17 protein-coding genes are annotated in these 18,078 nt (G+C 70.4%); 8 read left to right on the top strand and 9 right to left on the bottom strand.

All coding sequences use genetic code 11. The annotated features are described in order from the left end of the window. From ACWCSD_RS27565 to ACWCSD_RS27540, 6 genes are all read right to left on the bottom strand, one after another. On the bottom strand, positions 1 to 3,319 hold a 3,319-nt coding region (locus ACWCSD_RS27565), incomplete at its 3' end, for a carbohydrate-binding protein (protein ID WP_449919048.1). Beyond that, positions 3,319 to 4,284: a Gfo/Idh/MocA family protein gene (locus ACWCSD_RS27560; RefSeq protein ID WP_397159646.1), complete on the bottom strand. Its 966-nt coding sequence runs from the start codon at positions 4,282 to 4,284 to the stop codon at positions 3,319 to 3,321. The genes ACWCSD_RS27565 and ACWCSD_RS27560, both read right to left, overlap by 1 nt. After that, a complete protein-coding gene (locus ACWCSD_RS27555) occupies positions 4,281 to 5,291 on the bottom strand; it encodes a Gfo/Idh/MocA family protein (protein WP_387675944.1) in 1,011 nt (336 codons plus the stop codon). The genes ACWCSD_RS27560 and ACWCSD_RS27555 overlap by 4 nt, the downstream gene beginning before the upstream one ends. Then, positions 5,288 to 6,139 (bottom strand): carbohydrate ABC transporter permease, encoded by an 852-nt coding sequence (locus ACWCSD_RS27550; protein WP_397159642.1) that lies wholly within the window; start codon positions 6,137 to 6,139, stop codon positions 5,288 to 5,290. The genes ACWCSD_RS27555 and ACWCSD_RS27550 overlap by 4 nt, the downstream gene beginning before the upstream one ends. Continuing rightward, entirely contained in the window at positions 6,136 to 7,104 is a 969-nt protein-coding gene (locus ACWCSD_RS27545) for a carbohydrate ABC transporter permease (RefSeq protein ID WP_397159640.1), read from the bottom strand. Before ACWCSD_RS27545 ends, ACWCSD_RS27550 begins: the two co-directional genes overlap by 4 nt. Next, positions 7,101 to 8,390 carry a sugar ABC transporter substrate-binding protein gene (locus ACWCSD_RS27540; protein ID WP_397159638.1) on the bottom strand — a complete coding sequence of 430 codons (1,290 nt, stop codon included), beginning with the start codon at positions 8,388 to 8,390 and terminating at the stop codon, positions 7,101 to 7,103. Before ACWCSD_RS27540 ends, ACWCSD_RS27545 begins: the two co-directional genes overlap by 4 nt. Positions 8,391 to 8,485: 95 nt before the next feature. Between ACWCSD_RS27540 and ACWCSD_RS27535 the strand changes: the two genes are divergently transcribed. The 3 genes from ACWCSD_RS27535 (at position 8,486) to ACWCSD_RS27525 (ending at position 11,618) form a co-directional block, all read left to right on the top strand. Then, positions 8,486 to 9,673 carry an ROK family protein gene (locus ACWCSD_RS27535; protein ID WP_449919042.1) on the top strand — a complete coding sequence of 396 codons (1,188 nt, stop codon included), beginning with the start codon at positions 8,486 to 8,488 and terminating at the stop codon, positions 9,671 to 9,673. 27 nt (positions 9,674 to 9,700) lie between these two features. Further along, positions 9,701 to 10,948, top strand: a complete 1,248-nt coding sequence (locus tag ACWCSD_RS27530; protein WP_449919051.1) for an alpha-L-fucosidase — start codon at positions 9,701 to 9,703, stop codon at positions 10,946 to 10,948. Positions 10,949 to 11,075: 127 nt separating this feature from the next. Continuing rightward, positions 11,076 to 11,618 (top strand): hypothetical protein, encoded by a 543-nt coding sequence (locus ACWCSD_RS27525; RefSeq protein ID WP_449919039.1) that lies wholly within the window; start codon positions 11,076 to 11,078, stop codon positions 11,616 to 11,618. A gap of 42 nt (positions 11,619 to 11,660) precedes the next feature. Here the strand turns inward: ACWCSD_RS27525 and ACWCSD_RS27520 are convergent, their stop codons facing one another. Next, the gene (locus tag ACWCSD_RS27520; protein ID WP_449919036.1) at positions 11,661 to 12,071 is read right to left on the bottom strand and encodes a DUF4345 domain-containing protein; all 411 of its coding nucleotides are present in this window, start codon (positions 12,069 to 12,071) and stop codon (positions 11,661 to 11,663) included. 51 nt (positions 12,072 to 12,122) lie between these two features. Here ACWCSD_RS27520 and ACWCSD_RS27515 point away from each other — a divergent pair, with 51 nt between their 5' ends. The 3 genes from ACWCSD_RS27515 (at position 12,123) to ACWCSD_RS27505 (ending at position 14,865) form a co-directional block, all read left to right on the top strand. Next, positions 12,123 to 12,722: a TetR/AcrR family transcriptional regulator gene (locus ACWCSD_RS27515; protein WP_449919034.1), complete on the top strand. Its 600-nt coding sequence runs from the start codon at positions 12,123 to 12,125 to the stop codon at positions 12,720 to 12,722. A 339-nt stretch (positions 12,723 to 13,061) separates the two neighbouring features. Further along, entirely contained in the window at positions 13,062 to 14,492 is a 1,431-nt protein-coding gene (locus ACWCSD_RS27510; protein WP_449919031.1) for an endo-1,4-beta-xylanase, read from the top strand. A 154-nt stretch (positions 14,493 to 14,646) separates the two neighbouring features. Continuing rightward, positions 14,647 to 14,865 (top strand): EF-hand domain-containing protein, encoded by a 219-nt coding sequence (locus tag ACWCSD_RS27505; protein ID WP_358298026.1) that lies wholly within the window; start codon positions 14,647 to 14,649, stop codon positions 14,863 to 14,865. A 31-nt stretch (positions 14,866 to 14,896) separates the two neighbouring features. Here the strand turns inward: ACWCSD_RS27505 and ACWCSD_RS27500 are convergent, their stop codons facing one another. Continuing rightward, positions 14,897 to 15,739: an NAD(P)H-binding protein gene (locus ACWCSD_RS27500; RefSeq protein WP_397159626.1), complete on the bottom strand. Its 843-nt coding sequence runs from the start codon at positions 15,737 to 15,739 to the stop codon at positions 14,897 to 14,899. 86 nt (positions 15,740 to 15,825) lie between these two features. On the opposite strand from ACWCSD_RS27500, the gene ACWCSD_RS27495 reads away from it, so the two are divergent. After that, on the top strand, positions 15,826 to 16,608 hold the full coding sequence (locus ACWCSD_RS27495) for a helix-turn-helix domain-containing protein (protein ID WP_397159624.1): 783 nt from the start codon (positions 15,826 to 15,828) through the stop codon (positions 16,606 to 16,608). Between the two features lie 66 nt (positions 16,609 to 16,674). Here ACWCSD_RS27495 and ACWCSD_RS27490 read toward each other — a convergent pair whose 3' ends face one another. Beyond that, positions 16,675 to 17,256, bottom strand: coding sequence for a hypothetical protein (locus ACWCSD_RS27490; RefSeq protein WP_397159622.1), 582 nt, complete (start codon positions 17,254 to 17,256; stop codon positions 16,675 to 16,677). Positions 17,257 to 17,410: 154 nt separating this feature from the next. On the opposite strand from ACWCSD_RS27490, the gene ACWCSD_RS27485 reads away from it, so the two are divergent. Next, positions 17,411 to 18,004 (top strand): twin-arginine translocation signal domain-containing protein, encoded by a 594-nt coding sequence (locus tag ACWCSD_RS27485; RefSeq protein ID WP_449919026.1) that lies wholly within the window; start codon positions 17,411 to 17,413, stop codon positions 18,002 to 18,004. Positions 18,005 to 18,078: the final 74 nt, after the last annotated feature.

Raw genomic sequence — 18,078 nt, 5'->3', positions numbered from 1 at the left:
TGACGACCTTGATGGTGTGATCGCCCATCGGCAGCCCGGTGAGCTGGAACACCCGCTGGGCGGTCAGCCGTACCGGGGAGTCGCAGTCGACCGTGGCCTTGAGCTGGCCGTCGACGTAGATGTCGATGGTGCTCATGTCGGAGTAGCGTTCGGACAGCAGGCTGATGCCGGTGCCGGTGAAGGTGAACTCGACCGCCTGCCCGGCGCGCCAGCCGGCGTGGACGTCGTCGCCGTGGTCGCCCAGCCCGCGGTCGGGGCTGTAGGTGAAGTCGTCGTCGGGGTAGACGATGCGCTTGTCGGTGTCGTTGACGTAGGTGAGCACCACCTTCGGGTCGGTGACGGTGATCTTGTGCTCGCCGGAGAATCCGTCGTGGATCGCGGTGATCGTGGCGCTGCCCCAGGTGCGGGGGGTGACGAGGCCGTCCGCGTCCACGGTGGCGATCGACGGGTCGGAGCTCTTGAAGGTGACGCCCTCGGTGACCGGGGTGCGGGTGCCGTCCGCGCCGACCGTCGCGACGGACAGCCGGGCGGGCTCGCCGACCTTGAGGGTGCCGGCGCCCGTGACGTCGAGTGCCTTGATCGCGGCGGTGGAGGCGGTGAGGGTGAACTTGTCGAGTGCCAGCCCGCTGCCCTCGCTCACGATCCGGAGGGTGTGCAGGCCGGCGGACATCTTGATCCAGGTGGTCACGTTCGCGTCGTCGGACTTGGGGACGAACACCGTGTTGCGGTCGCCGTCCACCTCGAACCTGAACGTGGTGTCCTGGGCGGCCGAGCCCTTGAAGGTCACCTTGTACATGCCGGTGTTCGGGACGAACACGTTCTCGTAGCGCAGGTAGTCGTTCGGGTCGATGCCGCCGACGACGCCGTCCTTGGTGACGACGCCGGTGTCGGGGCCCTTCCAGTTCCACTCCTGGTCGGTGTTCCACTGCATGGTCCAGCGCTCGGCCTCGACGGTCTGCTCGGACGTGCCCTGCAGGTCGAGCCGCAGCCAGTTCCAGACGATGCCGGAGCTCGCCTCGATCCAGACGACCTTGACCGAGTGCTCGCCCGCGGTCAGCGGCAGGACGAAGTCCTCGGTCCGCGGGCTGAGCATGCCCGCGGTGGGGCGCAGGCTCAGCGGTCCCGTGGCGTCGGCGCCGTCGACCTCGACGCGGAACTTCAGCGGCTTGTCGTTGACGGTCGAGTAGCGAAGCTGCAGCAGGTACTTGCCGTCGGCGGGGACGCTGACGTCGTCGAAGCGCGACCAGTCGCCGGTGTCGATGGAGGTGACGCCGGGGGTGCCGTCGTCGCTGTCGGCGAGGTCGGTGTTCTGGGTGCCCTGCTGCCCGGTCGCCGACTCGGCCTGGAGGGTGATCGACTCGGGCCGTTCCAGGGTGAACCGCATCCAGTTGAGGAAGAACCAGCGCCCGTCGGGCCGGGTGAGCTTGATCGTGTGCCGGCCCTCGGTGAGCGGGATCCGCCGTTCGAAGGTTCTGTAGGTGTTGTAGCCGCCGGAGTCCGGCACCTTGACGGTGGTCACCTCCTTGCCGTCGACCTCGACCTTCAGGTGGTTGGCCTCCTCGGAGGAGGCCCGGAACTCCACCCGGTAGGTGCCGGTGGCGGGCACGTCGACGTTGTCGTACTCGGCGGACTCGCCGGCCGCGTCCATGTAGAGCGCGCCGAGGCCGCCCTCGGGCGGGGTCTCGACGCCGTAGGCGCCGTTGGCCGCGGTGTAGTCCTCGTTCTGGATGGTGAACTGCGTCAGCGGGGTCGTCGGCCGCCCGGCCGGCACGGCTCCCGCGGCGACCCGGACGCCGCCGATCGGGTAGACCTTGTCCTTGCCGCCCGGCATCGCCAGCTCGATCCGCGGCTTGCCGTCCGCGCCGAGCATGGCGACGGCCACGTCGTAGGAGCCCGCGGGCAGGTCCGACGGGAGCGTGAAGGCCGAGTTGATCTGGCGGACGTCGCCCTTGAAGAGCTTGGTCTGGTCGAGGGTCGCGTCGGTGCCGCGCCACACGACGTCGCCGGTGGACCTGTCGGTGAAGCGCACCTCGACCGGGTAGCGCCGGGGGCTGAAGCCGACCGCGTTGTTGGTCCAGGTGTGCGAGATGCGGAACTCGCCACCGGGCTTGACCTCGGTGTCGTAGGTCGCGGTGGGCATGAGGAAGCGGTAGCCGGTGAACCGCGCCAGCGTCTCGAACCACTCGCCGTAGGCGTCCTTCATCGGCTGCCAGTTCGCGAAGCCGGTGTTGTTGATGCCCTGGAGGTTGGAGTGGTAGCCCTCCAGCGAGTTCTTCACGAACAGCCGGGGGTTGTTCAGCATGATCGTGGGGTTGTCCCAGTTGGAGCCCTCGGACACCTGGATCATGTCGCGGCGGAGCCTGCGGTTGACGTACGGGGCCTGCGCGGTGTCGCCGTAGTTGTGCCAGACGAAGCCGGCGTTGACCGTGTCGGACCGCACGCCCCAGTTCTCGAACGTGGCCGCCTTCTCGTAGCCGAACACGCTGAACCGCTTGGCCTGGGTGTCGGCGTCGGGGTCGTTCTTGTTCACCTCCGCGCCGGCGTTCTGCATCATGACCATCGACTTGTCGAACGCGTCGTCGTAGATCTTGAGGATCGCCTGGAGCGTCGCGACGCGGGTGGCGTTGTCGGGCCACGGGAAGTTCATCGCGTCGTTCCAGCCCGACCACTCGCCGAACAGGGAGAAGGCGCGCAGGTCCACCCACGCCACGCCCGGGTCGCCGTCGTAGCGGCCGGCGAAGGCGTCCACCGCGCGCTTGAGCCGGTCCAGGTAGATCGGGTGGTAGTAGATCGGCTGCTTGGAGAAGTAGTTGTTGTACGGCGCCATCCGGAAGGGCACCCCGGCCTTGTCGAACAGCCAGGCGGGCGGGTACTCGTACGGGAACACGCCCGGGTCGTTGACGATGTCGGGCGCCTCCGACATGAGCAGCTGGAACTCGACCGTCTTGCCCTGCTCGTTCACCCGCTTCATGAACGCGTCGAGGCGGTCCCAGACGAAGACGCCGTCGTCGGGCTCGAAGTCGGCCCAGGCGAGCTGGAGCCGCACCACGTCGGCGTCGGCGGGGATCTTCTTCCTGCCTTCGATGAAGTCGGTGATGCCCGGGTCGTTGGTGAAGGTGTAGCCGGGCGTGCCCGGCGTCCGGTGCGTGTTCACGTCGAACGCGGTGCCGGTGTACGGGTTGCCGTGCAGGATCTCGTGGGTGTCGGAGAAGGTCACCGTCGTGCGGCCGGCGGCCGGTTCGGCGGCGGAGGCGGCGGGCGCGGGCAGCACCAGTAAGGCGGCGGTCATCGTGGCGGCGCCGAGGGCATGGCGGATCATCAGATCTCCAGGGGGACGGGGGCGGCGTCGTGCAGGGAGCGGTAGGCCGCCTCGACGAGGGCGACGGTCCGGTGGCCCGCCCTGGCGTCGGGCTGGCGGGCCTCGCCGTCGCGGACGGCGTCGAGGAAGGCGCGGATGAGCAGGTCGTCGAGCGGCGCGCCGTACCCGTGGGCGAGCGGGCCGCCGTTCCACCCGGTGAGGACCCCGGAGAAGGGCGCGATGTCGGCCACGCCCTCGGTGCCGATCACGGTGAGGGTGACCAGGTCGCCGGTGTTGGGACGGCCGGGCGGGCGCGACCAGGAGCAGTCGATGGAGGCGATGACCCCGTCGCGGTAGCGCAGGGAGACCAGCCCGGCGGTCTCGACGGCCTTGCCCGGGTTGGGGATGGAGTTGGCGATCGCGTAGACCTCGACCGGGTCGTCGTCCAGCAGGTCGGCGAGCAGGTCGGCGACGTGCACGACGTGGTCGGTCAGGGCGCCGCCGCCGCTGCTGGCCGGATCGGTGAACCAGTCCCGGCTGGTGGGGACGCCGCCGCAGTTGGTGGCCGCGATCGACACGATCCGGCCGAGGTCGCCCCGCCGTACCGCGGCCCGGAGGTCGGCGTAGGCCGGCGCGAAGCGGACGGGGAAGGCGGTCATGAGGACGGTGCCCGCGGCGCGGGCGGCCGCCAGCATCGCGGTGGCGTCGGCGAGCGAGGTGGCGAGCGGCTTCTCGCAGAGCGCGTGCACGCCCTCGGCGGCGGCGCGCAGCGCGAACTCCCGGTGACGCGTGTTCTCGGCGCAGATCACCACGCCGTCGGGCCGCCAGGCCCACAGTTCGTCCTCGGTCTCGAAGGCCGTGACGCCGTCCGGGACGCCGTCGTAGCCGTCGGCGTAGGCGCCGATCTCCACGTCGTCGCAACGCAGGAGCGCGGCGGCGTACTCGGCGGCGTGCAGGTGGGCGAAGGAGAGCAGGGCGATCTTCATGCGGCTTCCAGGGGCTTGAGGTCGACCGGCCGGCCTTCGGCGGCCGAGCGGGCGACGGCGTCGGCGATGCGCATGGCGGCCAGGCCGTCCAGCGCGGTGACGCGGGGCGGGACACCGGTGGCGACCGAGCGGACGAAGTCCTCGATCTCGGCCCGGTAGGGGCTGGTCAGCGGGGAGAAGTCGGGCAGGATGTCGGGCGCGGGCACGGCGTCGCCCTGGTAGCGGTAGGGGCGGCGCTCGTCGGAGTCGGCGTGCAGCAGCCCGTGCGAACCGGCCACCTCGAACAGCGTCCTGAACTCGATCGGCGCGGTGGTCCAGGTCGCCGTCAGCACGGAGATCGAGCCGTTGGCGTGCGTGAGGAACGCCTGGGTGCTCTGGCTGCCGCCGACCGCGTGGGTGCGGGCGAAGACGCGCTCGACCTCTCCCCCGATCCAGCGCGCCATGTCGATGTCGTGGATCATGAGGTCGAGCAGCACGCCGCCGGAGAGCGCCTCGTCCAGGAACCAGCCGCCGGCCGGGCTGCGGCCCTGGCGGGTGTGCCGCTGCACGGCGACGCTGCCGATGTCGCCGCGGGTGACGGCCCGGTGCAGTTCGGCGTACTCGGCGAAATAGCGTACGACGTGCGCGGGGAACAGCGGGACCCCGGCGTCGGCGAAGCGGGCGACCAGGTCCTCCGCCTCGGGGAGCGTACGGGTCAGCGGCTTCTCGCAGATCGTCGGCAGGCCGTGACCGAGCGCGGCGAGCGCCAGTTCGTAGTGGGTGTGGGTCGGCGTGCAGATGTCGACGACGTCCGCCGCCTCGAACAGGGCGTCCAGGCTGGGGACGATCCGGCCGCCCCCGTGGCGCCGGGTCAGCGCCTCGGCGTCGTCGGCGATCGAGTGGACGACGACGTCGTGGCCGAGGTCGAGCCAGGCCGGGAGGTGCGCGTTGGCGATGCCTCCGGCGCCGATGAGTCCGACCGTTGCGTGCATGGGAGATCCGTTCCTTGTCAGGTGCCGATGCGTCATTTGCCGATGCCTTGCGTCATGCCGTTGACGATGCGGCGGCCGAACCAGAGATAGGTCGCGATCATCGGGAGCACCACGATGACGACGCCGGCGAAGAGCCCACCCCAGTTCGAGGTGTATTGCATGTTGGAGTAGAAGTTGAGCAGGGCGACGTTGAGGGTCTGCGCGCTCTGCTCGGGGACGAGCATCAGCACGATCACGGTCTCGTTCCACAGGCTCAGCGCGTTCAGCACGGCCACGGTCGTGATGCCGGGCTTGGCCAGCGGCACCATGATCTGCAGGAAGGTCCGGAACGGCGACGCGCCGTCGAGGGCGGCCGCCTCCTCCACGTCGCCGGGCAGCGAGCGGAAGTAGCCGATGAGCACGAAGATGCTGAACGGCAGGCTGAGCACGACGTAGAAGAGCGTGACGGTGATCCGCGTGTCCCAGACGCCGGTGACCCAGTCGATCATGAACCGGGACAGCCCCGCCCCGATGAGGACCATGGGGACGGCGAACGCCTGGAACGGGATGCTCATGCCCACCGCGAAGAAGGTCGCGACAGGACCGCTGGAGCGGCCGCCCAGCCGTGCCACCGCGTAGGCGGCGGGGATGGACAGCGCCATGATGAGCACGACGGACACGAGCGTGAGGACCACCGAGTTGATCGCGGCGGCTCCGAGCCCGGAGTCCGACCACGCGGTGGCGAAGTTCTCCCACATCCAGGTGGCGGGCAGGCCGGCCGGGTTGTCGAAGATCTCCCGCGAGCTCTTCAGCGAGTTCAGCAGGACCCAGACCACCATGCCGACGTTGAACAGCACCCAGGCCCAGATCAGGGCCCTGATCAGGGCGAGCCCGGCGCGGATCATGCCAGCTCCAGTCGTTCGCGCCGCTGGATCCTGCGTGACAGCACGATCAGGACGGCGGTGATCACCGTCATCACGATCCCGATCGCCGCGGCCTCGCCGAGCTGGGCCAGTCCGCCCTCACGGCCGCCGGTGACCCGGAGGTACTGCTCGACGGCGAGGGTCCTGGCCTCGGGGGGCGGGGTGCCCGCCGTGCCGACGAAGGCGATGACGATCTCGAAGGTCTTGATGCCGGCGATCGCCCAGAGCGAGGCGGCGATGGCCAGCATGTCCCTGGTCAGCGGGAGCGTGACGTGGCGGAACTGCTGGAGCTCGCTCGCGCCCTCGATCCTGGCCACCTCGTAGTAGCTCGGCGGGATGCCGTCGACCGCGGACATCACCAGCACGACGTAGAAGCCGGCCGCGCTCCAGACCACTCCGGCCATGATCACGTTGAAGATCAGCTCGGGGGCCAGCCAGGGCTGGCGCAGCTCGGACAGGCCGAGGGCCCCCAGCATGGCGTTGATCAGTCCGTCCGGGTTGAAGAGGAACGAGACGGCGAGGCCCACGGCGATGGGCGAGATCATGAACGGCAGGAAGACGGCCGCCCGGATGAACGCGCTGCCGCGCGCCGCACGCAATACGATCATGGAGGCGCCGGCGATGAGGAACAGCGCCAGGCCCACGACCAGCGTCAGGATCAGCGTCTGCACGAACGAGGCACGGAACAGCTCGCTCCCGGCCATCGACACGTAGTTGGCGAAGCCGACCCAGGAGAGCTCGGTCCCCAGCCCTGACCACTCGGCGAAGCTGAGCACGACGCCGAACAACGACGGCAGCACGAAGAAGACCAGGTAGGCGATCAGTGCGGGAAGCAGCATCGGCAGGTACAGCCGGCGGCGCTCGCCCTGGAGCGCGCCGCGGGGCGCCTTCGCCCGCCTGCCCGCGGACGGAGCCCGCAGGGCGGTGTCGGACACGGTCACGGTCATCCGTTCATGGCGGCGGTCTTCGCCTTGCCCTCGGCCAGGAACTCCTCGGCGCTGAGCTTGCCGGCGACGAACTTGTCGTCGAGGGGGAGGAAGACGTCGGCCAGCCACTTGGGCTGCACGGTCGAGACGCCGTCGCCGTCGAGCGTGACCTGCTCCGCATCGCGGATGGACGCCTGCAGCTGCTGGAGCTCCACCGGGGCTGGCGAGTCGGCGCGCGAGGGGATGTTGGCCGCGTCGGTGCCGATGCGGTCGATGTACTTCTTCTGCATGGCGAAGGCCAGGAAGTCGGCGACCGCCTTCTGGTTCTTCGACTTGGCGTTCACGCCCCAGCCGAGCGCGCCGACCGTGGCGACCGCGCCCTTGGCGGGGTCGACCGGCGGGAAGGCGATGATGCGGGGCTTGACCGCGGCGGCGCGCAGCGAGGCGGTCTCGCTGCCGAGCCAGGAGCCGTTCAGGATGAAGCTGTGCTTGCCGCCCGCCCAGGCGTTCTGCGCGGCCGGGAACTTGGTGGCCATGTAGTCGGGCTCGAACAGATCGGCCTTCACCAGCGACTCCAGCGCCTTGGCCGCCCGCTTCACCTCGGGCAGGTCCCAGGCGGCCGGGTCGGCGGCGAGCTTCAGCAGGATGCCGGGGCCGGCGGTGGACAGCAGCATCTGGTGGATCCAGAAGGAGTTGTAGGCGTTGACCGAGCCGTCGAGCGCGATCGGCGCGCGGCCGGACGCCTTCTCCTTCTTGGCGATCTCCAGCAACTCGTCGAACGACTTGGGGGCGAAGTCGGGATACTTGGCGGAGTCGTACCACAGGCCGATGGAGAAGACGCTGTGCGGGACGAAGCCGTACCCCTTGTCGTCGCTGATGGCCTTGAGCACGCTCTTCGGCAGGACCTCCTCGATGGTCCTGTCCTCGCCCGGGATCTTGGTCTTGAAGATCGGGCCCATGTCGCCGAGCACGCCGGCGGCGCGGAACTCGGCGGTGTGGTCGATGGCGGTGTCGAAGAAGTCGGGACCGGCGCCGGTGGCGACAGCGTTCTTGACCTGCTGCTCCTGGCCCTGCGCGAGCCACTGAACATCGATCTTGACGCCGGTCTGCCGGGTGTAGTCGGCGATGACGCTCTCGAACAGGTTCGCCTGCGGGGTGCCCTTCGCCCACTTGCCCCAATAGAGGAGGCTCGCGGGCGCGGCGCCGGCGGAGGCCGACGGGCCGGCGTCCTGGAGCTTCTGGCCGCACGCGCCGAGGGCGAGCACGGCGGAGGCGCAGGTGGCGACGGCTATGGCGCGATTACGCATGGAGGGTCCCTTCTTGCTGGGAGGCACGGTTGGCAATAATAAATACACTTTGTGTTTTAATGGAAGACGTCTCAGGAAACGAAAGGGCCACGTGAGTGCTGATCGGACGTGAAGCGAGCCTGCTGCGCCAGCCCGTGGGCCAGTCGCGCCTGCGCCGCATCAATTCGCTGGCGGTGATCGAGGCGATCCGCCTGGAGCCTCTCACCATCCCGGCGATCGCCCAGGTCGTCGGGCTGTCGAAGACCGCGGCCGACACGGTGGTGGGCGACCTCGTGGCCCTCGGCTGGGTGACGAGCGTCGAGCCCCTCTCCCCCACCGGAGCCGGGCGGCCGGCCAACCGCTACCGGTTCAACGCGGGCGCGGCCGTCGTGGCCGGCATCGACATCGGCCAGCACACCACCCGCGCCGAGCTCGCCGACCTGAACGGCGAGGTCCTGGCCACCCGCTCGATCACCGTCTCCGTCGCGGACCCGCCCGAGGCCGTCCTGGCCGACGCCGTCGAGGTGGTCGACCAGCTCCTCGCCTCGCAGGGCCGCGGGCGCGCCGACGTGTGGGCGATGGGGGTGTCCGTGCCCGCCGTGGTCTACCAGGACGTCGTCACGCGCGGTCTCGACGACTGGGAGGGGCTCAACGTGCGCACCGCCTTCGCGTCGTCCTTCGAGTGCCCCATCGCCGTCGAGAACGACTCGAACCTCGCCGCCTTCGCCGAGGCGTGGAAGGGCAGCGCCGCCGAGGCCGCTTCGATGGTCTACGTGCACTCCGGCAACCGCACCGGGGCGGGGGTCGTCCTGAACAACGCCGTCGTGCGGGGCGCGAACGGCGCCGCCGGCGAGATCGGCGCACTGCCGCAGATGGGCTGGGAGCATGCCCAGCAGCACCTGCACGACGTCGAGCTCACCGACGGCCGCCGGGTCAGCCGGGAGGGCGTGTTCGACGCCGCCACCGCGGGCGACCCGCTCGCCGTGGCCGCCGTCGACCGGTTCGCCGACGTCATCGCGATCGGCATCGCCGCGCTGGTGCTCACCGTCGACCCCGAGATCGTGGTGGTCGGCGGCGGCAACGTCCAGGCGGGCGACACCTTTCTCGACCCGCTGCGCCGTCACGTCGAGAGGCTGTGCACCGTACGGCCCGCGCCCCCGATCGTCCCCTCCGCGTTGAAGGAGCGCGCGTCGATCACCGGCGCGGGCGGCCTGGCCGCCACCTCCGTCATGGAACAGCTCTACGCCTCGGCCCTGGGCGGCAAGACGCTCTCCAGCGCCTCGACGCCGCCCTGGAAATGGTAAGAACCGAAGAAGGATCCCCCCGTGCCCATGCAACCCTGGTTCACCGACGCCAAGCTCGGCATCTTCGTCCACTACGGCCTCTACGCCGTCGAGGGAGTGGCCGAGTCCTGGTCGTTCTACTACGGCGACATCTCCCGTGAGGCCTACCTGGCCCAGCTCGACGGATTCACCGCCGACGGTTATGACCCCGCGGCATGGGCGGAGCTGTTCGCCCAGGCCGGAGCCCGGTACGCCGTGCTCACCACCCGGCACCACGACGGCTTCGCGCTGTGGGACAGCGCGTACGGCGAGCTGAACGTCACCGCGTCCCCGGCGGGACGCGACCTGGTCGGCCCCTTCGCGGACGCGCTGCGCGAGCGCGGGCTGAAGGTCGGGCTGTACTACTCGCACTCCGACTGGAACCACCCCGACTACCCCAGCGTCGTCGGCCCGCAGGCCCACCCGAGCCCCTACGTGACTCCGCCGGAGGGGCGGGAGGACCCGGCCGCGTGGGCCCGCTACCTGGCCTACCGCGACGGCCAGGTCGACGAGCTCGTCGAGCGGTACCGGCCCGACCTGCTGTGGTTCGACGGTGAATGGGAACGCTCGGAGGAGCAGTGGGGCATCGACGCCCTCGCCGACCGCATCCTCGCCGTACGGCCGCGGACCGTGCTCAACGCGCGCATGCTCTCGCGCGGCGACTACGCGACGCCGGAACAGGGCGTCCCCATCACGCCGCCCGACGGCCCGTGGGAGCTGTGCCTCACCATCAACGACAACTGGGGTTTCCGCCCGCACGACACCAACCACAAGCCCGTGGGCCACCTGGTCCGCTACTTCGCCGAGACCATCGGCGCGGGCGGCAACCTCCTGCTCGACGTCGGTCCCACCGCCGACGGCCGCATCCTGCCCGAACAGGCCGACCGCCTGAAGGGCCTCGGCGCCTGGATCGACCGGCACGCCGAGGCGGTGTACGGCACGACCGCCGGGCTGCCGGCGGGCCACCACTACGGCCCGAGCACGCTGTCCGCCGACCGCAGGACCCTGTACCTGACCTGCTTCGACCCGCCCCGCGACACGGTGACGGTGCGCGGGCTGCGCAACGCCGTCCTGCGCGCCAGGGTGGTCGGCGCCGACTGCGAGCTCGGGCACTCGATCACCGGAGAGCTCAACGGCGTGCCCGGCATCCTGTGGATCGACGCGCCACCCGCGCACGCGATCGACCCGCACGCCACGGTGCTCGCCCTGGAACTCGACGGCGAGCTGGACCTCTACCGCGGCAGCGGCCGCGACTAGCCGTCACGGGCCGAGGTCGCGGGCGGTTCGAGCGGGCGGTTCGAGCAGGCGGTTCGAGCAGGCGGTTCGAGCGGGCTCCAAGTGCGTTGCAGCCGAGCCACAAGCGGGCTTCCCTAGCCTCGCGATCATGCTGACGACCCTGGTTGTGACCGCCTCCCTCCTGTTCACCGGCGCGCCCGCGCAGAGCGCGGCGACCAAGCCGCTGACCTTCCGCGGCATGACGCTCCAGATCCCTGCGACGTGGAAGGTCGGAAAAGAAGACAGGTGGGGCATTCACGTCAAGACCGGCGGCTGCGACCGGCGCGCCGTCGAGTGCCGCGGGTTCTACCTCGTCGGGCCGGAGGGCATCTCTCTGGCCCGCCACGGCAACCCCTACGACCCCGAGGAGCCGTACCACCCGGGCAACGGGCTCGCGAGCTGCGTACCCGACAAGCGCTACATAGAGGACTTCCCCGGCAAGCTCGTCGCCCGTGGCACCCGCCCGGTCGGCGCGGGACACAAGGCCACCTACCGCGTCTGGCGCGTCGGCTGCACGACGCAGTCGGCCAGGCGGACCGGCGTCTCCTACCAGGAGCGGATCTGGCACCTGCCCAAGTCGAAGATCCTCGTCTTCGACCAGTGGAGCGACGGCCGGCTCGGCACGATTCTCCAGCGGGCGACCTGGAGCTGACCCCGCCGGTCGCGGTGCTCGCACCCCGCTCGGCCGGGCCGCTCAGGCCGAACAGGCGCGTTCCTCCTCGCCCGCAAGCCAGAAGAAGACCGGCGGCAGCACGAGTTCGATGACCGCCAGCACGATCTGGAACCCGTGCGGCCGGCCGGACACGGCGAGCGAGAGCAGCCGCCCCACGCCGCCCAGCAGGAAGACGGCGGCCAGCCACCGCACCACCCCGGCCGGGATCGGGCGCTGCCGCGCCGCCCACACCCACGCCAGCCCGTAGCCGGCGAAGGCGGCCCCCATGAACCGGCCCCAGCTGTCGATCGTCGGCCCCGCGGCAGCGGCGCCGGGGATCGCCGCGTTGCCGAGCGCCACGTGGAGCAGGCCGATCAGCACGCAGGCCCACCCCATCAGCTGGGCGAGCGTACGCAGCGCCTTGACCATGATCTCTCCCACCATAGTTGACATGTGTCTACTACGGTGGCGCGCTAGTAGACGTGTGTCAACTAGACTTGGTCCATGCCTCCACGCCGGCGACTCACCCCTGACGGGCGCCACGCCCAGCTCCTGGCCGTCGGCGCCCGGCTCTTCGCCGCGCACCCCTACGCCGACGTGCTGATGGAAGAGGTCGCCGAGCAGGCCGGCGTGTCACGGGCGCTGCTCTACCGGCACTTCCCGAGCAAGCAGGCCCTCTTCGCCGCCGTCTACCAGCAGGCCGCGGACCGGTTGCTCGCCGAGACGCGGCTCGATCCCGCCCATTCGCTGCGTGAGCAGCTCGTGCAGGGCATGGACGTCCATCTCGACTACTTCGTGGCCAACCGCAACGCCGTCCTCGCCGCGAACCGGGTGCTCGCGGGCGACCCGGTGATCCAGACGATCATGTCGAACGAGCTGGACGCGCTCCGGGCGCGACTGCTGGCGGTCCTTCCGCTCGCCGGCGACGACATCCGCGAGGCCGTCTCCGGGGTCCTGAAGAGCTGGCTGGTCTTCGTCCAGGTCCTCTGCGTCGACTGGCTCACCCGCGAGACCTGCACCCGCGATCAGCTACGCGACATCTGCGTCGGCGCGGCCCTCGGCGCCCTCGAACCCCTGCTCGCCGACACCCCGGCGAGCCGCTGAGAGACCCGTCACGGACGCCGCTCCCCCGGCGCCGCGGCCCTCACGCTTCCCCTTTGATCCGCGAGCGCCGGTGCAGAGACCTGGGGATGCGGCGGCGAGGCCGAATGAGGGCGAATCGAGGCGGAATGCCCTAGTGTCATGGGCCTGGTGGGGGGACCAGCCCCTCACCGGTCGTGCCCGTGACCGGACAGGAGCCCACGATGGTCCGCCCCTCGCGAGGGCGCCTGCCCGTGCAGGATACCCGCAGGCCCTCCTGCCCCCCTCACTTACGACGAGCTTCCGGCTCGTGAGCCAATTGCGAAAGAAGCGATGAAAAGATCCATCTTGTCCCTCGCCGGTATGAGCGCCGTTCTGCTCGGCGTCATGGCGACGGCCGTCGTCCCCGCCTCCGCCGCCGAGGAGACCCTGCGCACCGTGGCGGCGGCCCGGAACCTGCGCATCGGGGCGGCCGTCAACGACCGCGCCCTGGAGACCGACAACGGCTACCGCGACAAGCTCAAGTACGAGTTCAACAGCGTGACCCCCGAGAACGCCATGAAGTGGGTCAACGTTGAGCCCGAACAGAATGTGCACACCTGGGCCAAGGCGGACGCCGTCGTCTCCTTCGCCGAGGAGAACAAGCAGACGGTCCGCGGTCACACCCTCGTCTGGCACGGCGGTCTGCCCACCTGGGTCAGCGACGGCTCACTCAGCGACGAGAAACTGCGCGACGCGCTCAAGCAGCACATCCAGACCACCGTCAAGCGTTACGCCGGCCGGGTCGCCGTGTGGGACGTCGTCAACGAGGTCCTCGCCGAGGACGGCACCCTCAGGCAGTCCATCTGGCTCAAGCGCCTGGGCCCCGGCTACATCGCCGACGCCTTCCGCTGGGCCCACGACGCCGACCCCACGGCCAAGCTCTACATCAACGACTTCAACGCCGAATGGAACAACCGCAAGCGGGACGGCCTCTACAAGCTCGTACACGACCTGCGGAACCAGGAAGTGCCGATCGACGGCGTCGGCTTCCAGACCCACGCCATGATCGCCGACCCGATGCCCGCCACGCTGCCGCTGACGCAGCTCAAGAACACCCTGCAGCTGTTCGCCGAGCTGGGCGTCGACGTGGCCGTCACCGAGCTGGACGTCCGGCTCAAGCTGCCGGTGGACGCGAGCAAGCTGGCCGCCCAGGGCGAGGTCTACCGCCGGGCCGCCGAGGCGTGCCTCGCCGTCGCCCGCTGCGTGTCCCTGACCATGTGGAGCCTCACCGACAAGTACTCGTGGGTGCCGTCCGGGGTTCCCGGCTGGGGCGCGGCCCACCCGCTGGACGAGAAGCTGGCCAAGAAGCCCGCCTACCTCCAGCTGCGGTCCGGGCTGACGGAGCGGGACTTCACCTCGACCGCCGTCGCGAGCCACTCCGAGAAGTGCCTGTCCTTCTCCGGCACGCAGGTCGTCCAGGCGGTGTGCGGGCCGGACCAGCGGCTGCTGTTCCGCCGCGTGGCGACGAAGACCTACCAGATCTCCGACCCGTCCGGAGAGCAGTGCCTCAAGGTGGGGATCCCGAGGGCGGGGATCGAGAACAGCCTGACCCGCGGCTCGTGCGCGCCCTTGCTCAGCGACTACCGGTTCGAGCTGCGTCCGTCGGGGAACGGGCAGCAGATCGTGTCCCTCAGCAACTCCAGATGCGTCGCCGCCAAGGACCGGAGCACCGCCACGGGAGCCGTCCTCGAACTGGTGCCGTGCTCGGGCACCCCGGTCTGGGAGCTGGCCGACATGCCGGGACACCCGTAGCAGCCGAAAGGGCCCGAGTCCCGGCGCCGGGCGGGCCGACCGCCCGGCGCCCGCCGGAACCACCCGGCACGGGTTTTCGGCCCGTCGTCCCTCGCCCGGGTTCGGGGTTGTGCTTCGATGTTGCTTTGTCCGTACATCGAAGGAGAGGTCACCGATGCCAGACCTTGACGACCCGGCCGCCACGTTCAGGGAGTTCGACCGCGACCGGGACGGCTACATCACCCGCGAGGAGTTCGCGCTCGCCATGAACGCCCGCGGCGAGGAGGTCACCGCGGCCGAACTCGACTCCATCTTTCACGCCTCGGACGAGCACGACGGGGACGTGGACGGGCGCATCTCGCTGGCGGAGTTCCTGGTGGCCTGGAACAGGTGACGGCACACTCGCCCTGACCCGGCGGCCGGCGTCACCGCAGATGATCGGCCGCCCAGATGCGGAACGTACGGGGTGAACGTCCCAGCACCCGCTCGACGTCAGGGGTGAGCCGGGCGTTGCCGTCCCGCGCCACCAGCCGGGAGCCGTCGACCGCGACGTCGGCGAACTCGGCATCCGTCCCGGCGGCGATCAGCTGCGCGCGGTAGACCTCCAGCGGCACGTCCGCCGTCTCGACGGGCCGTCCGAGCGTCTCCCCCAGCACCTCGGCCATGTCCGGGACGCTGAGCAGTTCGGGCCCGGTCAGCGTGAGGACGGACCGCACGTGCTCGTCGGACGTCAGCGCCCGCACCGCCACCTCCGCGACGTCCCGCGGATCGACGACCCCCTGCCTGCCCCGGCCCGTCGTGTTCGGCACCGGCCGCCCGAGCCGGACCTGCGCGACCCACCGCAAGGCGTTGGAGGCGAAGCTGGACGGCCGCAACACCGTCCAGTCCAGCTCGCTCGCGCGCAACGCCCGCTCACCGGCCCGATGCCAGTCCCCGACCTTGGCGCCGCCGTGCTCCTCTCCCGTGCCGATCGCCGACAGCTTCACCACCTTCCGCACTCCCGCGGCCCGCGCCGCCACGACCATCGCCTCGTCATGCCGGGCGAGCCACGGGCCGGGGGCACTGAGCAGGAACACGGCGTCGGCGCCGCGCACCGCTGCGGCCAACGACCCGGGATCGTCGAAATCCCCCCGTACGACCTCCACCTCCGGCGACACCTTGACCTTCGACGGTTCCCGCGTCATCGCCCGGACCCGCTCACCCCGGCCCGCCAGCAGCCGGACCACCTCACCGCCGACCGTGCCCGTGGCACCTGTGACAACAATCATGCGGCTCACTCTGCCGCCCCGCCCACCAGCCTTTATAGGAACTTTCGGCACACGTGCGCAGCCTGCGGCGCGGCTACGGTGTGGTCATGAGCATCGAGGTCCCGATGACCGTGCCGGACGGTCTGCGCCCGCTGGTCGAGGCGGTGAGCGTGCTGAGGGCGGAGGATCCCGCGGCGGGTGCGCGGCCGCCGCTGGTGCACCTCCCCGACCCCGGCACGTCCCTGGTCTTCCGTACGTCCCGCGCCGGGCACAGCGACCTGCTCGTGATCGGCCCGCGCACCCGGGCTTCGTACCACGTCGGCAAGGACCTCCCGTTCTGCCTGCGGTTGCGGCTGCGTCCCGGCGCCACCAGGGCGTTGCTCGGCGTCCCGGTGAGCGAGGTCGTGGACCGGGTGGTCCGCCTCGGGGACCTGTGGGGCGACTCCTGCGATCCGCTGATCGCCGCCCTGAGGCGCGCGGGCGGCGACCACGGCCTGGTGCTCCGGCGCCTGGCGGCGGCGCTGCCGGCCAGGATCTCGACGGACGGGGCAAGGCGCGAACTGGTCCAGGCCGCCGTCCGGGCGCTGCGCGGTCGTACGGGCGCGCGACGCGAACCGCTGCCCGCGCTCGCCCGCCACCTCGCCGTCAGCGAACGTCACCTGCGCGGCCTGTTCGCCGACGCCGTCGGCCTGTCGCCCAAACGCTACGAACGCATCGAACGCGTCCGCAAGGCCCTGGCCCTCGGTCGCGCCGACGGCCGCTGGGCCGACCTGGCCACGGCCACCGGCTACTACGACCAGTCCCACATGACGGCCGAGTTCCGCACGCTGATGGGCGTCACACCGGCCGCCTTCTTCCAGGGCCGCCTGCCCGCCCTCCAGCCCTGCTGACCCACCGGCGGCGGTGTCGGTTCCCCTGGTTCACCCGGGCGCGGTGTCCGCCGAAGTCCGGCCGGTTCACAGGGAGCCGATGCTCAGGGTGAGCGGGCCGGAGACGCCGGCGAGCCCCTGCGTGGTGAGACAGGCCAGAGGCTTCGTGCTGAACATGGCGAACGTGCCGGTCCACTGCGCTCCCTTGAACTCGCCGTCGACCACCACGCCCTTGATCAGAACGACGGTTTCGGCGCCGTTGAGCGAGACGGTGGAGGTGGAGGACAGCGTGCTGGTGTTGCCGTTGTTCCAGGTGATTTTCCGGCTTCCGGCCCTCGTGCCGGAGGTGCAGGAGAACGTCCCTGTCGCGGAGAAGGTCGACGTGGCCTGGACAATGGTGGGATCACTGGTGGAGACGCAGTCGAGCAGAGGGGCTGTCCCGCTGACCGTGACCTCCCGGGGCTGATCGGTAAGGCCGGGGGTGTAGGTCACCGTCTGGGAACCAGTGCACTTGGTGATCCCGATCGCGGCGCGTGCGCCGGTCGCGGCCGGGACGAGCATGGCGGCGAACATGGGGATGAGCAGCGCGAGGCCGCCGATCGCCATCGCGGCGAACCGAAGCGCGCGCGAGGCGGACACGACCGGCGTAACGCCCTTGAGGATGGACATTCCCTCTCCTGCCTACGACGCAATGACCACGGTTGTCGGAACTCACTTGTCCCGGGCTGGAGAACCCAGAAACTCGCTACTTACCGTTACCATACACAAACATTAAGTCAACATTCCGATCCAGGACACCTCGGGCCGGAGTGGGAGTGACGGTGTGACGAAGGGCCTGGCGTCGGCGGACGATCTCGTCGGCGCTGCGGCGGACGGCGGCTCTGGAGAGGCAGGTCAGACAGTGGTCACACGCAGAACGTTCCTCGGCACCGCCACCGCAGCCGGTGCGACGACGCTGCTCGGCGGCAACGTCCTGCCCGTCGCACGTGCCGGCACATCCCCGTCGGACGCGGCCGGACTACGACCGGCACGCGACGCGATCCGTGCGGTCAACGCCGACACGCGGCGGAACTACGCCGCGCTGAAAGCCGGCCTCGTCGACCACCTGAGCCCGGTCGTCGTCGTCCAGAACGACCATCGGGGTGGCCTGTACAGCCTCGTCTCGAACGGGCGGGTACTGGAGTCGCTGCACCCGGTCGACGAGATCTACGAGCTGGCGAAGTCGATCGCGCACCTCCCGCTGGGCATCTTCACCGTCATCGCCCCGTACCTGCCCAAGCAGGTCCCGGCGTTCCAGAGCGCCAGGATCGATCCGCACGACCTGGACATGGTCGCGTTCAAGGGGCCGGCGGACGGCTGGATCCAGCCGCTCCAGGACGTCTCCGCCACGGTGACACGGAGAACGTGCTGGGGCTGACGTTCACCCGCAAGGCCGCGGCCGAGCTGGCCGTCCGGGTCAGGGAGCGCCTGACCGGGCTCGCCGAGGCGGGC

Source organism: Nonomuraea sp. NPDC001684 (assembly GCF_053596515.1).
Note: the sequence above shows the minus strand (reverse complement) of the source record. Positions and strands in the feature narration are given on the sequence as shown.

Bases quoted from the DNA above. Each gene is read 5' to 3' on its own strand.
- ACWCSD_RS27560 (WP_397159646.1), bottom strand. From the start codon at position 4,284: ATGAAGATCGCCCTGCTCTCCTTCGCCCACCTGCACGCCGCCGAGTAC.
- ACWCSD_RS27555 (WP_387675944.1), bottom strand. From the start codon at position 5,291: ATGACGCATCGGCACCTGACAAGGAACGGATCTCCCATGCACGCAACG.
- ACWCSD_RS27550 (WP_397159642.1), bottom strand. From the start codon at position 6,139: ATGATCCGCGCCGGGCTCGCCCTGATCAGGGCCCTGATCTGGGCCTGG.
- ACWCSD_RS27545 (WP_397159640.1), bottom strand. From the start codon at position 7,104: ATGACCGTGACCGTGTCCGACACCGCCCTGCGGGCTCCGTCCGCGGGC.
- ACWCSD_RS27540 (WP_397159638.1), bottom strand. From the start codon at position 8,390: ATGCGTAATCGCGCCATAGCCGTCGCCACCTGCGCCTCCGCCGTGCTC.
- ACWCSD_RS27530 (WP_449919051.1), top strand. From the start codon at position 9,701: ATGCAACCCTGGTTCACCGACGCCAAGCTCGGCATCTTCGTCCACTAC.
- ACWCSD_RS27525 (WP_449919039.1), top strand. From the start codon at position 11,076: ATGCTGACGACCCTGGTTGTGACCGCCTCCCTCCTGTTCACCGGCGCG.
- ACWCSD_RS27520 (WP_449919036.1), bottom strand. From the start codon at position 12,071: ATGTCAACTATGGTGGGAGAGATCATGGTCAAGGCGCTGCGTACGCTC.
- ACWCSD_RS27515 (WP_449919034.1), top strand. From the start codon at position 12,123: ATGCCTCCACGCCGGCGACTCACCCCTGACGGGCGCCACGCCCAGCTC.
- ACWCSD_RS27510 (WP_449919031.1), top strand. From the start codon at position 13,062: ATGAGCGCCGTTCTGCTCGGCGTCATGGCGACGGCCGTCGTCCCCGCC.
- ACWCSD_RS27505 (WP_358298026.1), top strand. From the start codon at position 14,647: ATGCCAGACCTTGACGACCCGGCCGCCACGTTCAGGGAGTTCGACCGC.
- ACWCSD_RS27500 (WP_397159626.1), bottom strand. From the start codon at position 15,739: ATGATTGTTGTCACAGGTGCCACGGGCACGGTCGGCGGTGAGGTGGTC.
- ACWCSD_RS27495 (WP_397159624.1), top strand. From the start codon at position 15,826: ATGAGCATCGAGGTCCCGATGACCGTGCCGGACGGTCTGCGCCCGCTG.
- ACWCSD_RS27490 (WP_397159622.1), bottom strand. From the start codon at position 17,256: ATGTCCATCCTCAAGGGCGTTACGCCGGTCGTGTCCGCCTCGCGCGCG.